The 13467-nt window shown below is 48.0% G+C and carries 15 protein-coding genes; 7 read left to right on the top strand and 8 right to left on the bottom strand.

What is annotated here, in order from left to right; genetic code table 11:
- The first annotated feature begins 99 nt into the window (after positions 1-99).
- A complete protein-coding gene (locus ACN1CO_RS13725; protein WP_419139384.1) occupies positions 100-1140 on the top strand; it encodes a tyrosine-type recombinase/integrase in 1041 nt (346 codons plus the stop codon).
- A gap of 321 nt (positions 1141-1461) precedes the next feature.
- On the opposite strand, the gene guaD is transcribed toward ACN1CO_RS13725, so the two are convergent.
- The 3 genes from guaD to ACN1CO_RS13710 all read right to left on the bottom strand — a co-directional run bounded on the left by guaD (position 1462) and on the right by ACN1CO_RS13710 (position 5786).
- Positions 1462-2820: a guanine deaminase gene (guaD, locus tag ACN1CO_RS13720; protein WP_419139383.1), complete on the bottom strand. Its 1359-nt coding sequence runs from the start codon at positions 2818-2820 to the stop codon at positions 1462-1464.
- Between the two features lie 414 nt (positions 2821-3234).
- Positions 3235-5562 (bottom strand): Fe(2+) transporter permease subunit FeoB, encoded by a 2328-nt coding sequence (gene feoB / locus ACN1CO_RS13715; protein WP_419139382.1) that lies wholly within the window; start codon positions 5560-5562, stop codon positions 3235-3237.
- Positions 5562-5786 carry a FeoA domain-containing protein gene (locus tag ACN1CO_RS13710; protein WP_419139381.1) on the bottom strand — a complete coding sequence of 75 codons (225 nt, stop codon included), beginning with the start codon at positions 5784-5786 and terminating at the stop codon, positions 5562-5564. Before ACN1CO_RS13710 ends, feoB begins: the two co-directional genes overlap by 1 nt.
- A 338-nt stretch (positions 5787-6124) precedes the next feature.
- Between ACN1CO_RS13710 and ACN1CO_RS13705 the strand changes: the two genes are divergently transcribed.
- Together ACN1CO_RS13705 and ACN1CO_RS13700 are read left to right on the top strand one after the other, a co-directional pair.
- The gene (locus ACN1CO_RS13705; protein WP_419139380.1) at positions 6125-6598 is read left to right on the top strand and encodes a WbuC family cupin fold metalloprotein; all 474 of its coding nucleotides are present in this window, start codon (positions 6125-6127) and stop codon (positions 6596-6598) included.
- 234 nt (positions 6599-6832) lie between these two features.
- A complete protein-coding gene (locus tag ACN1CO_RS13700) occupies positions 6833-7114 on the top strand; it encodes a hypothetical protein (RefSeq protein WP_419139379.1) in 282 nt (93 codons plus the stop codon).
- 552 nt (positions 7115-7666) lie between these two features.
- Here ACN1CO_RS13700 and ACN1CO_RS13695 read toward each other — a convergent pair.
- Positions 7667-8050 (bottom strand): YgiW/YdeI family stress tolerance OB fold protein, encoded by a 384-nt coding sequence (locus ACN1CO_RS13695; RefSeq protein WP_419139378.1) that lies wholly within the window; start codon positions 8048-8050, stop codon positions 7667-7669.
- Positions 8051-8978: 928 nt separating this feature from the next.
- On the bottom strand, positions 8979-9398 hold the full coding sequence (locus ACN1CO_RS13690) for a DUF1090 family protein (RefSeq protein WP_419139377.1): 420 nt from the start codon (positions 9396-9398) through the stop codon (positions 8979-8981).
- A 336-nt stretch (positions 9399-9734) separates the two neighbouring features.
- On the opposite strand from ACN1CO_RS13690, the gene ACN1CO_RS13685 reads away from it, so the two are divergent.
- The 3 genes from ACN1CO_RS13685 to ACN1CO_RS13675 all read left to right on the top strand — a co-directional run bounded on the left by ACN1CO_RS13685 (position 9735) and on the right by ACN1CO_RS13675 (position 10982).
- Positions 9735-9971, top strand: a complete 237-nt coding sequence (locus ACN1CO_RS13685; RefSeq protein ID WP_419139376.1) for a YgdI/YgdR family lipoprotein — start codon at positions 9735-9737, stop codon at positions 9969-9971.
- Positions 9972-10032: 61 nt separating this feature from the next.
- Positions 10033-10575, top strand: a complete 543-nt coding sequence (locus ACN1CO_RS13680) for a YfaZ family outer membrane protein (protein WP_419139375.1) — start codon at positions 10033-10035, stop codon at positions 10573-10575.
- Between the two features lie 104 nt (positions 10576-10679).
- Positions 10680-10982 (top strand): hypothetical protein, encoded by a 303-nt coding sequence (locus tag ACN1CO_RS13675; RefSeq protein ID WP_419139374.1) that lies wholly within the window; start codon positions 10680-10682, stop codon positions 10980-10982.
- A 50-nt stretch (positions 10983-11032) separates the two neighbouring features.
- Here ACN1CO_RS13675 and ACN1CO_RS13670 read toward each other — a convergent pair whose 3' ends face one another.
- Together ACN1CO_RS13670 and ACN1CO_RS13665 are read right to left on the bottom strand one after the other, a co-directional pair.
- Positions 11033-11218, bottom strand: coding sequence for a DUF2256 domain-containing protein (locus tag ACN1CO_RS13670; protein WP_419139373.1), 186 nt, complete (start codon positions 11216-11218; stop codon positions 11033-11035).
- A 46-nt stretch (positions 11219-11264) separates the two neighbouring features.
- Positions 11265-11390, bottom strand: a complete 126-nt coding sequence (locus ACN1CO_RS13665) for a hypothetical protein (protein WP_419139372.1) — start codon at positions 11388-11390, stop codon at positions 11265-11267.
- Positions 11391-12401: 1011 nt separating this feature from the next.
- On the opposite strand from ACN1CO_RS13665, the gene ACN1CO_RS13660 reads away from it, so the two are divergent.
- Positions 12402-12803, top strand: coding sequence for an H-NS family nucleoid-associated regulatory protein (locus ACN1CO_RS13660; RefSeq protein WP_090967065.1), 402 nt, complete (start codon positions 12402-12404; stop codon positions 12801-12803).
- A gap of 202 nt (positions 12804-13005) precedes the next feature.
- Here the strand turns inward: ACN1CO_RS13660 and ACN1CO_RS13655 are convergent, their stop codons facing one another.
- On the bottom strand, positions 13006-13452 hold the full coding sequence (locus tag ACN1CO_RS13655) for a VOC family protein (protein WP_419139371.1): 447 nt from the start codon (positions 13450-13452) through the stop codon (positions 13006-13008).
- Positions 13453-13467: the final 15 nt, after the last annotated feature.

Genomic DNA, 13467 nt, shown 5'->3' with positions numbered 1-13467 from the left:
TGGCAACGCTACGTAAATTCTGCCCGGTTATCCCCCTGCTGAGTTCTCAGAATTCACGTAGCGCGATCAAGGCTGTGTTTGGTTTATAAGTGAGCAAATATGAGCGAGTTAGTCCCGATCACCCATTTGACGGCGAACCGGAACAACGACGACATCACCGAACGGCTCAGGCAGTTCGTCCAGGATAAAGAGGCTTTTTCACCAAACACCTGGCGACAGCTGCTGAGTGTCATGCGGATCTGCAATCGATGGTCGGAAGATAACCAGCGTAGCTTCCTGCCGATGAGCGCCGATGATTTACGCGACTATCTCTCTTTTCTGGCTGAAAGCGGCCGGGCCTCTTCGACCGTTACTTCACACGCGGCGCTCATCTCGATGTTACACCGTAACGCCGGGCTGTCGGTGCCCAACGTCTCTCCGCTTGTTTTTCGTACCATGAAGAAGATAAATCGCGTTGCTGTAATGAACGGTGAGCGTGCTGGCCAGGCCGTGCCCTTCAGGCTCACTGATCTGCTGGCACTGGATGAAGAATGGTCAGGTTCAGATAACCTGCAGGCGCTGCGCGACCTGGCTTTTTTGCATGTCGCCTATGCCACACTGCTCCGTATCAGTGAACTGTCGAGATTGCGGGTGCGTGACGTAATGCGCGCCGGTGACGGTCGCATCATTCTGGATGTGGCCTGGACAAAAACGGTTGTGCAGACGGGTGGATTGATTAAGGCGCTCAGCGCCCGTTCAACCCAGCGCCTTGAAGAGTGGATCGAAGCCTCCGGGCTCTCCAGCCAGCCGGATGCGTACCTGTTTAGTGCCGTGCACCGCTCTGGTCGGGCATTGATTGCCGAAAAGCCGATGAGCACCCGGGCGCTGGAACAGATCTTTAGCCGTGCCTGGCTCGTCGCTGGAAAATCCGGCGCAGTGAAGGCTAATAAAAATCGCTACACTGGCTGGAGTGGCCATAGTGCCAGGGTCGGCGCAGCTCAGGATATGGCCGATAAAGGCTATCCGATTGCCCGTATCATGCAGGAAGGCACCTGGAAAAAGCCGGAAACGCTAATGCGCTACATCCGGCATGTCGATGCACACAAAGGCGCAATGGTCGAGTTCATGGAGCAACACGCTGACTCCGATTTTCCCGACTAATGGACTCACAAAAAGGTCACTCATAGGTCTTTCAGGTTGAAGTTATCCACAGAAAAAGTGGACAGCCTGTGTGTAAGCCGGTACTGAATAGAGGCCTGTCAGGCGTTAGATGGGTTCATCCAGCTGATTTCATTGATTTCTTCTTACTGCCATATAGCCTGCAGCGACTCTGTAAAGAAAAGACCCTGCACGGCCAGCTTCAATCCTTCTTTTGGCCGTTCTGACTTCACCAGCGAGGGTGACTTCAGCTTGCAGGCTTGTGAGAAAGGCCGGGGTTAAGCGGCCTTCTCCATTCTTAATGACGTGATTTCATCCTGGATATCACTTCATTTTGTTTCCCATCACATAAGTGTGAGCAACGGTACGATCGTCACCTAGCATCTCAATGCCAAACAGTGTTTCTTCAATGGTTTTGGACTCTTTATTGCGTCCGGCAAGGACCTGCCCGGCCAGAGGATCGAGTACAACAAAGTCAGCTTCTTTGCCAGGCGCTAAGCTGCCTATTTTATCCTGCAGCGACAGCACGGTTGTGCCGCCCAGCGTAGCAAGATAGAGGTTTTCCATCGGTGTCACTGAGTGGACGTCATCGGGCTTATCGGTGAATGCCTTGCGCATCTGCGTCACTTTGTAGGCTTCATCCATAGTCTGAAGGATGGACAGGCTGGTGCCCGCGCCGACATCTGTGCCTAAGCCAACCGGGATGTTGTACTGATGGGCTTTATCCAGATTAAACAATCCGCTACCGAGAAACAGATTCGACGTCGGGCAAAAAGCGATGTTGGCACCTTTCTCTGACAACACTTTGTAGTCGGTCTCATCAAGATGGATGGAGTGCGCGAAAATGGATTTCTTTGTGACCAGTCCGCTTTTGTCATACACGTCCAGATAGCTGCGGCTTTTCGGGAACAGCTCTTTAACCCAGGCGACTTCCTGATTGTTTTCCGCCAGATGGGTGTGCAGATAAACATCCGGGAATTCTTTAAGCAATTTCCCTGCGATATTGAGCTCCTCCTCAGTCGAGGTAGGCGCAAAACGTGGCGTAACCGCATAATCCAGCCGGCCTCTATGCTGCCATTTTTCAATCAGCGCTTTACTATCTTCATACGCAGATTGCGGGGTATCCAGTAATTCAGCGGGCGCGTTTCGATCCATTAGTACCTTACCGCTGATCATGCGCATATTGCGTTTTAACGCCTGTTCAAAAAATGCATCAACCGAAACGGGCGAGCTGGTTGCAAAAACCAGTGCGGTCGTTGTGCCATTTTTCACCAGCTGATCGAGGAAGACCGAGGCTTCCTGTGACGCATAGGGATGATTGCTGTATTTTATTTCGGTTGGGAAGGTGTAGGTATTTAACCAGCCGATAAGCTGCTCACCATATTCACTGATCATGGTGATCTGAGGGTAATGAACATGAGTGTCTACAAATCCAGGGGTGATAACTTTTCCACTGTAATCAATCATGATATCGACAGGCTGGTCTTTCAGTGTCGAAAAATCCCCTGACTTTACAATATAGCCATCTTTAACAATGAGATAGCCGTCTTTGTAATGAACTACTGCGTCTTTTTCTTTCGCTGGGTCGGCGTTAAAATAGACTATTTCCGCCCGATATCCCACCGTTTCCGCTGCGGCACCAAAAGAGAAAAGACAAAGCAAAGCGATAAGTTTGATCTTCATTTACGGCTCCTTCATATAATGAAAAATATCCTTTTATCAGGACGCGAATGATAGGGGATAAACAAGTCAACAGAGAGACTAAAAATGCGATGAATTTTGCGGCCTGAATGAGTTTTAATAGATTGAAGACTTCAACAAATAAAGTGATAAAGATTATGTAATTGATTGGGGCAAGTGTTATTGATTATTTCAGACTGCTTATCTGAATTAGAAATTTCTGGGTTGTTCATATCAGAGCATTAACATCTGAAGTTAAATTACAGATAAATATTCAGCGCCTGGCTACTACGTTAATAGCCAGCAGGCGCTGACTCCCGATTGCCTTCGTTTGCCGGTATCACTGCAACGTGACGTATCTGCCATCCGCTGCGGCGCTGAAAAGCCGCAGCGGATAGCGTGAATGATATTGGTATTTTACTGCGCAAAACCTTTCTGTTTATCACAACCGCCGTGGCAGCCGTGACAAACCCCTTTTTCTTCCCGGAGCATGACCGGTATTGCCTGCACCCGGTTTCCCGCTTTGCGCAACGCCAGCAGAATGATGACGTTCAGCGCCAGCACGCTGATCATGCAGGTCGAGCTGAATCCAGGATGCTCCGCAAAGGTAACGGTTTGATAAAACAGCGTGGCCGTGGTGTAGGCGATGTTCAGACCCCAGAAGAATGAGAACATCATCCATTTTTTACCGGCTTCGCGCGCAATCGCGCCCATCACAGAGACACAGGGAACATAGAGCAGGACAAAGATTAAGTAGCTGTAAGCGGCAAAGCCGCTGCCAAATTTGGCTGACATCACGCCGATTGAACCTGTTGCCATCTCTCCATCGCCTTTGCTGGCTTCAATCGGATTGGCCAGCGCATCCATTCTGAAAGCTGCAGTTAACCCCGCCCAGGTCTCCGTCAGCGCCTCTTTCAGTTCACCTGGCAGATTAAAGGATTGTGGATCGAACGAACGGCTCTGGATTGCCTCCGTGGTGTAAAGGCTGTTGAGCGTGCCGACCACGACCTCTTTCGCCATGATGCCGCTAACCAGCCCCACTGTGGCCTGCCAGTTATCCTGAGTGACCCCAATCGGCAACAGCACAGGTGTAATCGCTTTGCTGGTCGCCGCCAGCGCTGAGTGGTTAATGTCATCAACCAGCTGGCCATTAAATGTAAAGCTGCTCAGGATGCCTATCAGCATGCTCACCAGGATGATCACCTGTCCGGCTCGCACTACAAACATTTTCAGCCGTTGCCAGGTCTGTAACAGCAGGCTTTTGAGATGAGGCCGGTGATAGACCGGCAACTCCATGATAAACGGCGAAGATTCTCCGCCCAGCAGGGTATGTTTGAGCACCAGCCCGGTCACAATCGCCACCACAATGCCCAGCAGATAGAGTGAGAAAACCAGACTGGAACTGTGAGCGTTGAAGAAGGCAGCGGCGAAAACCGCAAAGATTGCCAGCCGCGCGCCACATGACATGAAAGGCGCTATCAGCACCGTCAAAAGACGTTCACGCGGCGTGTCCAGCGTCCGCGTCCCCATTACCGAGGGTACATTACAGCCAAAGCCGACAATCAGCGGTACAAAGGATTTCCCCGGCAGGCCCAGCGACTGCATCAGCCGATCGATCACAAAGGCGGCACGCGCCATATAGCCCGAATCTTCCAGGAAAGAGAGGAACAGGAACATCAGGCCAATCTGCGGAATGATCGGCAGCACGGTATTGATCCCGGCACCGATACCCTGCGCCAGAAAAACGGTCAGCCAGGCCGGGAAGTGGCAGACATAACCCAGCCATTGCACGCCATGAATGAATATTGCCACCGAACCACTGTCGAACAGGGGCTGAAGTGCGGCACCGATGTTAATTGAAAGGACAAACATCACATACATCACGGCCAGGAATATCGGAATGCCCAGCCAGCGATTCAGTACGATATTATCGATCTGGCGGGTGAGACCGGCAGGTAATGCCTGATGAATATTACTGACGGCCGCGCAAATCGTGTTGATGGCACGATAGCGATAATCAGCAATCTGAACGCCAGTATCGCCGCCCGCCTGCTGGATAATCTCAGGTAAACGCGGAAGCAGATCCGGACAAAGCTTCTGGCTGTTGATATCGCCTTCCAGCAACTGTAATGCAAGCCAGTAGCGTTTTTGTGGAGCAATCGTCGCAGGCATCTGCAGGTCGAGTTGCTCAATGGCTGTTTCAACCGCCGCCGGGTAACGCACCCGTTCCGGTGCGCAGTAAACATGTGGCTGGTCAATCAGGGTTTTAAGCTGAGCAATGCCGTCACCTTTGGTGGAGGTCAGTGAAACAACCGGACATCCCAGACGCGCTGATAGCGCTGCAACATCAATCGTAATGTTATGGCTGGCGGCGATATCCTGCATGTTAAGAGCGACGATGCAGGGCACGCCCAGTTCCAGCAGCTGGAAGGTCAGGAACAGGTTACTTTCCAGACTGGAGGCATCGACGACATTAATCACCACATCGGCGTGATCCTGATAAAGATAGTGGCAGGCGATGCTCTCATCGATGGAGCTTTCGGCGGATAGCGTGGTCAGCGAACGCGTGCCGGGCAGATCGATGAGACGGACATCTGACTGCGCGGTAAAAAATTGCCCTTCTTTGCGCTCAACCGTGACGCCCGCCCAGTTACCCACCCGCTGGCGGGCCCCCGTCAGCTGATTAAACAGCGTGGTTTTGCCGGTGTTGGGATTGCCAATCAGCCCGATGGTTATCTTTTTCATCAGACGATTTCCTCAAGGATGATATCGGCCAGGTCACGCTGTCTCACCGCCAGGCTGACGCGGCGGGTCCGGATTTGCACCGGGTCACCCATTGGCGCAACACGAATGATCTCAATAACGGCACCTGGAAGCATGCCCATTGTCAGTAATTTCTGGCGCCAGGCGAAATTTACCGACGGCTGATAGCCTAGAATTCGGTAGGTGCTGCCCATGTTAATTGCCATACCACGCTCTGCCTTTGAGTAAGAAGCACTCATTCTATAAATGATAAGCGTTTCGGTTTTTGATCTGGCATCAGGCAGAGAGTGAAAAAGCGTTCTGATTGGCTTTGGTTTAGGAAACAGAGAACATCTTTCTGTAACCTGGTTGTTTGCGGAAAGGGTTGATACAGGCGATTTTCGTGAGGTCTCTCATCGTCAGTTTCGGGACTTTGGGGCATCAGCGCCTATAATCCGGGCAGCGCGTTGTTCCGCGAGTGCAGAGGCTATTCGTCCGTTGAGAATGGCAACAAGTCTTACGGCAACGGGATTGTCGTAAGTTGTCCAAAATCCAAAAGGCTTATATGAAACAAATTACTGTTACTGACCTCCAGCAACTCAGCGAGCAGGCTGCGAATTCTCCTCGCTTGCGAGCCAATCGTAATTTACACCCTGAATTGAGCGAGCCGGTGCAGCGGCTGGCCATCGCTATGGAGCCAGGCACCTATGTCCGCCCTCACCGACATCCGCATACTTTTGAATTGCTGACCTCCCTTAGTGGGCGGTTTCTGGTATTACATTTTGATGATAATGGATATGTGACCCAGCGGGTGGTGTTAGGTGAAGAGTATAAGGTGCTGGAGACGGACGCAGGCACCTGGCATGCAGTTTTATCGATGGACAAAGGTGGCGTTATTTTTGAGGTTAAACACGGGGGTTACCAGCCGGTGACTGAACAGGACTCAGCACCATGGGCACCCGCCGAGAATGAGCCAGGAGCTGCGGAGCTAATGGAATGGTACGCACAGGCACAAGTGGGTAAGGGCTTTACCCGATAATTATTGCTTTGCGCTGAGTAGACGGTATCGCGATCGATACCGTTCTGCAGTATTAGTCGGGCAAGAACGTCTTTCTCAATTATTCCCTCTCGCGTAGTCAATCAAATGAATTCCAGACCAAATTGCCATTTGGCGATCGTTTTAATTAAACCCGAAGCGTGACAACCTAAACCTGATTGGTAGAATAAAAAGGGAGTTATTTATCAATGTAGTTAAAATGTAAAGGGAGTTAAAATGCGTCAATTAAATGTTGTGGAACTGACTGCTGTTACCGGTGCTGATATTGGCTATGCCGAGCTTCTGGGAATGTGGAATGATGCAGGGTTAAATTCTGATGTTTGTTTCAATTATGACCGTGCCGCCAAAGGTATCAATGCCATTGGTTTAGCCACTGCAACTGAAAATAAAGGCTGGAACAATTCTGCGATTGGCGAAGCGGGATGGACCCTTAACAATGCCGGTGAGAAAGTGACGTGGTTTAATAATGGCCTGTTTATGGCATTTCAGATCGGGTGAGTTGAAGCTGATTACACGTTGTCAGCTGAGCACTTAGCTGCATAGTCGTGTACCTGGATAAAGGTTTCTGAGGTTCTCAGGAGCCTTTTTACTCGTCCTGATAATGACCACCCGGCTTTAATACTGCGATTGATGACGTCTACATGCATGCTTATCTGTTCATATACGGAAGACACCCCACCACATCCTTTGAGTATAGCAAACAGCAATTCATTTAGTTACATCATTCAATTGCCGATTGAACGACTGTTACGGCCCTTCGGGCCGTGCGGGGCGGCTAGTCAATGAGCACTCGGATTTTCAGAATGGCTCCGTTTGGGGTTAGCCAGAGAGGGGCTGGATTCGGCATTGTTTCTGCCGGGGTGTTAAGTAACATTAATAGGGTGTTGTAACTAATTAAACGGCGCATCAACCTCTATTCATGAGTCCTTACTTTATACGTGCGCGCTTATCGGCCATGTTTGCTGTAAAAATGATGGTTACCAGACAGAAGGCAGCGGCCAGGCTGACTCATCAGGATCGCTACCCTCTGTCTGTCATTGCTGACGCTGGTTACCTCAGAACGCGAACCGTTTTCACATCGATTTCGACGCTGTTCCAGTCTTTATCAACTTCACCCTCGATACGGACTTTGTCAGTAGGTGATAACGTTTGCCCCATCCAGCGCTTATCGTCAATATCGACATTGATCGTGCCGGTGGCGTCTTTGAACTCATACAATTCGTGGCCAACCTGTCTGATGATATTACCCTCCAGCACTACCCATGAATCATCACGCTGCGTTTTGACCTGGGCTACTGAGGCCACACCAGGAGTCGGTCCTTTAAATCCACCCTGCGAATAGCCCTGCCCTTCTGCTGAAACAAAACCTTCCTGCTGAGCTGAAACACCAAAACTCATACCTGCGAATAAAACCGCTAAAAGAACCTTTTTCATATTTTTATCTCCGTTAAAGTGTGAGCCAAACTTACAACGAATATCTTAACGGAATCTTAAAAGCCATGATTGGCGATGAGTGTTTTGTCTTTCCTTTACCGGGAACACAGTGCCTGAATAAATCACCAAAAGACAATCATTGTTAAAATTATTGCTAACACTCGTTTTTGACAACAATGTAATCACATACTGTTCATCAGGCATTATGAAATATAATATTAAAACTCACATGATAAAGCAGACAAATAGAAATATCGTTATTGAGCACGAATGAATAAAGTAAACTGTGAGTGTAGCGCTATTATTTTTCGGCATAGATACATCCCAGTATTACTTCACTTATTCGGCATCTCAACATTACTCTTTGAAAGATATTGTATGACTTATAACCACTCAACCGGGTGGTTTTTTTTCGTCCATTTTTCGAGGTTGTCGCTTTTATGCGCAGTATTTAATCGATGTGAAAGCACACGATCGATGACTGCTTAAACTCCCATGGTTAACCAGAGAGTTCAAAAAAAGAGCCACTCAGATGAGTGGCTAAAATTAGGGTTAATTTGCACACTAATAATATTCTTTAATGACATTTAGTAAATAGAATATCCGTTCTTTTCATTAAGTTTTTCTGTTTTGAAGAGTTAACAGAGCACTTTCATCTGACTTAATTAGCGGTTCGTTTAATATTTAACAGACTTACATCCTAAAACTATTTATTCAGTTACGTCATGCCCGGTCAATCATGACTATAGAAATGTAACGACATCCTTTAATCCCAGGATTTTTATGGCGGTCTTTTCCTGGTAATAACCTGGTATTACAACAGCTGTAAAGGATGGGGAGGAATGTCTGAACTTTGAAAGATGGCCGCTTTGAGTTAAACGCCAAACCCCAGCAGAGAAGGCTCACCAGCGTGAGCCCCGGAAAAGCTCTAATTAAGGCGATCAGCATCGTCCTGAGCCTGTTTCAAATCGATTTTCGCTGACTCAAGCTTCAGTTTTTTCTCTTCAACTTTATGCGTTTTCTTCATGATTTTTTCCGCACGTCCATCAGCTCTGGCTTCTGCCAGCTCCTGCCCGGCTTCCTGAAGCTCAAGCTCCGCTTTTTTAACCTTCATTTCGCGTTTGCTGACATCATGAGAGGCACGCGATGCCTGACGCTCATCAGTGCAGTAAGTCTGAATTTTGTCACGGGCAATATTGAGCCGTGCAATTTCTGCACTATTCCCATGAATTTTGGCCATTTCAGTTTTAGCTGAAATATCAGCCAACTGGTCTTTACAGGAATCTGTCGCAGCAATCCCTGTCAGAGGGGACGAGATAAAAATCAAAGCGATAATTGTCTTTTTCATAGCTATATTAAATCCTTGTTAAAATAGACTAATCAGAATAATACTGCCGAATGAATATAGCCAAACGAGTCAGTGCTACAAGAGATAAATTGAAACATGAAATTATCTTTTCATGCGGGAACTGTTGTTAAATTTAAGTTTTAACGGTCAGTACTCACACGCTGAAAATTTCAGGATCTCGTATAAATCTGCGGAACACTCCTGAGCAGTATACTAAATTGATCCAGGTCATTTTTTACTGGATTAAGACTCTGACTGCCCGATTGTTATCATGTCGTTTAACATTCTCAACTAATAATGCCGCATCTTCTTAAAGAGTAACGACAGGAAAGTAAAATGACATCTTTGAATTCTGGCAAGAAACTTGTCTTCGCTATTGCGATGATGGCTTCGGTTATGTCCATTACCGCCTGCGCAAGCAATTATGTGATCTCTACTAATGACGGGCACATAATCACTACCCATGGCAAACCCGCCAGAGATAAAGAAACAGGGATGATTTCTTATAAAGATTCGGACGGAAACATGCATCAGTTGCAGCAGCACGATGTTAAAGAAATTGTGCAAAAGTAAATCGCCTTAAGCTCGAGCGTATTTACCGCCCTGAAAATTTTATCCTGTGGAACACTGAACAATGAAAAAGACTGTCATCTGCCTTGGCTTGCTGCTTTGCGCTTCTTCGTCTGCAATGGCGATTGGCCTGAATGTGGAACAAGGGAAAAACACCTCTGTGGTAGACGCAGAAATTGGCCGTTCATCCAGCGGAATTTATCTGGATAGCCAGTGGATCAAAAATACGGCTGATGGTGTTCAGATTGGCCAGGCCGGTACCGGTTATAACCTGGAAATCGGTCCGGTCATGCTGACGGCTGGCGTTAAAGCCACCTACATCGGCGGCAAAAAAGGCGATAACGGCGTCGCATTTCCTGTCGGCGGCGGTGTGAAAATCAATCTGCCTGCCAATTTTGCGATTTATGGTGAGGGATATTCCGCTCCGGAACAGCTGACCAACAGCGTTAAGAATTTCGTGGAAGCCAACGCCGGCGTCAGCTGGTCACCCGTGGGACCACTGATCGTAAAAGTGGGCTATCGCTATGCGGGTGTTGATGGCAAAGATGGACGTCCGGGCCATACCCTGATTGATGGTCCCTATATTGGCGGCGGTCTGACGTTTTAATGTCGGATAATTTTGTACGTTGAGGATACCCTGAAGGTTCACCGATCGGTTTCCTCACTCAATTTCTCATTTCTATGCAAACAGGGATCACTGAGAAGCAGATTATGAAACCTCTTGTGCTGGTGTTAGTTACTCTCTGTCTGACCGGATGCGTCCAGTATAAATGGGTCAAACCCGATGCGACTGAGCAGCAGGAAACCGTGGCGGAAACAGCCTGTCAGGCTCAGGCTCTGCGGGATTTACCGCCTGACAATGTCGTGAGTGGTAAATACATCTCGAAAGACAGTAAAGATAAAACCACCGATACCGATTACTCCACTAGTGATGCCAATGAAAGTCAGCGAGAGATCCTGGTGAAAGATTGTATGTTCAAAAAAGGCTGGCAACAGATTGAGGTTCAGGAATAGCCATATCGTCCTGCCAGAGGCCAGGTTAACCCTGGCCCGCTCCGATGAGATCAGGAGTGACGTTCAGATTTTATATCTGCCTCATCTTTTTGCTGGTCAGCACGATTTCGCCGGCAGCGCTCAGAGCAATACATCACTTCTTCCCAGCACCTTTCCCACTTTTTTCGCCATGACATCGGTTTGTTACACGTTTTACAGTAGCGAACCGGTAATGACTTTTTATTGCCTTTAAACACGTCTGTCCCTCCAGCGGAACGCTTTAAAGCTGATGATTGCGTATCTCTAAGAGAGTGTAGTCCAGAGCCGGTCCAGATAAGCGATGGCGATGGCGATGGCGATGGATTCAGAGTTAGCAAGCCGCTTTTTGACGAAGCTTCGTATTATCTGTTTGGTTAGCAGCTCTGCCATTTGATCTGACATTGCACATTAAAATCTCAGTCACATGGATTTTTAACACATCAGTGCGATATTGCGCCGGTTAACGAAATGCGCGACCTATAACATCGCCGTAATATCCTGGCAGATTATTGTTTTGCCTCTTCTTCCATCTGTCAGGTCACGAGCTGGCGCGGGGTGTGATCAATAAACTGATTCAGTAATGCTGATGAGTGAGTATTGAAGGCCATGGAGAACGCAACGATTTACAACGTGATCATCGCACAAAGCAATAATGAGCAGCGAAGATGTGGCTCAGGATTCACTCGTCAACTGGGAGCATCTTTAAACCTTTACAGAGGCTAAGAGAAAGTTATTGCTCTTCTGAGTCATCGATTTTCAATCTGAAAGGTCAGTCACGATTCTGGCGGTCTGGTATCCATTTATTTGACTGCGCGTTTCTGCAGATAATTTATACCAGCCAGTAGCCGATCGTCACAGTGGCTCTCTTAAGCAGGCCAGTTAAATCACCTGTAAAACAACTTACTATCATAAGGTTACAGATATCCTTATTAAAAAAGTGGGCTAATGATTATTCATTCGTAATTTTCTGGTTGTTTTTTACGTCGCTATTCCGATGATCCTCATGGTCTTATCGGTTTTCATCGGGCTGAAGTGTGCAGACGTCATTAACTCTCAGAACAAGCTGAGTATCGGATTAGCGAAGCGAGTCGACGGAAAAATTGGCGTGAAAGCAGAGTTAATCCATAACGTGACTAAATTATCCCGCGTCCCAGATGGCGCGCCTTTTTGCCATTTTGAGCGAAGAGCGTAAAAAAAAGAGTAAATTTACTTTTGTTTAAGGGTCATACGTTAATTACAGTTTAAACTCTCATAAAAAGCGATTAATATGATAACGTTGAACTATCGGTTCTGTATTTTGATTCTTCGAAGGCAAGCATCCTAAAAAAGCAGGTCTGACGAAAAGCATCAGCGTGAACCCGCTCTGTATTTTATTATCTGAACATGACTATGGTGACTTTGATGAGTGACACTCTCAACAGCTTGAATAATATCCGTACCCTTCGCGCAAACGCTCGCGAGCTTGACCTTGCTGCCCTGGAAGAAATGCTGGAAAAACTGTCGGTTGTAGTCAGCGAGCGACGTGAAGAAGCGCAGGCTTCTGAAGCAGCTAACCGTGAGAAAGCGGAGAAACTGGCTAAATACCGTGAATTACTGTTGCAGGAAGGTATCGATCCTAACGAACTGTTAAATGGTATGCCGACTGCGCCAGCAGAGAAGAAAAAACGTGCGCCACGTCCGGCTAAATATCAGTACACCGACGAAAATGGCGAAGTTAAGCAGTGGACTGGCCAGGGTCGTACCCCATCCGCTATTAAATCTGCCATTGATGCAGGTAAATCGCTGGACGATTTCCTGATTTAATCTTAAATGAGAAACCGCCTGACCAGGTCAGGCGGTTTTTTCAACATTCCTTAACAGTCACAAACCGTCCAATTACCAGTCACTACTGCTCATGTCGACCTGATAGCATCCCTTCCAGGCTTTGCCCTGACTGAATTTAATAACGGAAGATTTACTCAATTGCGCTCCCGGCAATGGATCTCATTCCATTCCCTAAGCCACTCTATTTATTCAGCGACTGCGCGTTGCGGGCGGTGATAATTTCCAACCCGATCTGCTGCCCATAAGAAAGCTCAAGCGTATTGCCATCTGGATCGGCAAAAAATGCCCAGTAACCCACTGGCGCACCAGATTGCTGTGCATCGCGTCGCAACACGCCTTCAAGCCGTGCAATTGCCACTTTTTCATCTATCTCTTCGCGGCTGGCACAGGCCACGCCGATATGGCCAAACGGGCCAAGCGGCGTATCTTCACTGTTGTCAGATTGCACCAGCACCAGTGCGAAAGGCCGGGTTAAATCTGACAGCCACGCGACTTTTTGTGCTTCCGGAATACCCGGTTCACGCTGGTGGATTACCTGCATCCCGGCATAACGCTGATAGAAATCTACGCTCTTATTTAAATCGCGAACCTGTAAAGCAAGATGAGTAAAACCGGTATCGTTTGACATGGCTGCTCCCTGTTC

The organism is Pantoea sp. R13S299, assembly GCF_048515925.1.
Lineage (GTDB): Bacteria > Pseudomonadota > Gammaproteobacteria > Enterobacterales > Enterobacteriaceae > Pantoea.
This window is presented reverse-complemented; position numbering and strand designations above follow the sequence as displayed.

Excerpts from the sequence above, each read along its gene's own strand:
- ACN1CO_RS13695 (WP_419139378.1), bottom strand. The coding sequence starts at position 8,050 with ATGAAAAAGGTTCTTTTAGCGGTTTTATTCGCAGGTATGAGTTTTGGT.
- ACN1CO_RS13675 (WP_419139374.1), top strand. The coding sequence starts at position 10,680 with ATGAAACCTCTTGTGCTGGTGTTAGTTACTCTCTGTCTGACCGGATGC.
- feoB (WP_419139382.1), bottom strand. The coding sequence starts at position 5,562 with ATGAAAAAGATAACCATCGGGCTGATTGGCAATCCCAACACCGGCAAA.
- ACN1CO_RS13710 (WP_419139381.1), bottom strand. The coding sequence starts at position 5,786 with ATGGCAATTAACATGGGCAGCACCTACCGAATTCTAGGCTATCAGCCG.
- ACN1CO_RS13665 (WP_419139372.1), bottom strand. The coding sequence starts at position 11,390 with ATGGCAGAGCTGCTAACCAAACAGATAATACGAAGCTTCGTCAAAAAG.
- ACN1CO_RS13655 (WP_419139371.1), bottom strand. The coding sequence starts at position 13,452 with ATGTCAAACGATACCGGTTTTACTCATCTTGCTTTACAGGTTCGCGAT.
- ACN1CO_RS13685 (WP_419139376.1), top strand. The coding sequence starts at position 9,735 with ATGACATCTTTGAATTCTGGCAAGAAACTTGTCTTCGCTATTGCGATG.
- ACN1CO_RS13690 (WP_419139377.1), bottom strand. The coding sequence starts at position 9,398 with ATGAAAAAGACAATTATCGCTTTGATTTTTATCTCGTCCCCTCTGACA.
- ACN1CO_RS13700 (WP_419139379.1), top strand. The coding sequence starts at position 6,833 with ATGCGTCAATTAAATGTTGTGGAACTGACTGCTGTTACCGGTGCTGAT.
- ACN1CO_RS13680 (WP_419139375.1), top strand. The coding sequence starts at position 10,033 with ATGAAAAAGACTGTCATCTGCCTTGGCTTGCTGCTTTGCGCTTCTTCG.
- ACN1CO_RS13725 (WP_419139384.1), top strand. The coding sequence starts at position 100 with ATGAGCGAGTTAGTCCCGATCACCCATTTGACGGCGAACCGGAACAAC.
- guaD (WP_419139383.1), bottom strand. The coding sequence starts at position 2,820 with ATGAAGATCAAACTTATCGCTTTGCTTTGTCTTTTCTCTTTTGGTGCC.
- ACN1CO_RS13660 (WP_090967065.1), top strand. The coding sequence starts at position 12,402 with ATGAGTGACACTCTCAACAGCTTGAATAATATCCGTACCCTTCGCGCA.
- ACN1CO_RS13705 (WP_419139380.1), top strand. The coding sequence starts at position 6,125 with ATGAAACAAATTACTGTTACTGACCTCCAGCAACTCAGCGAGCAGGCT.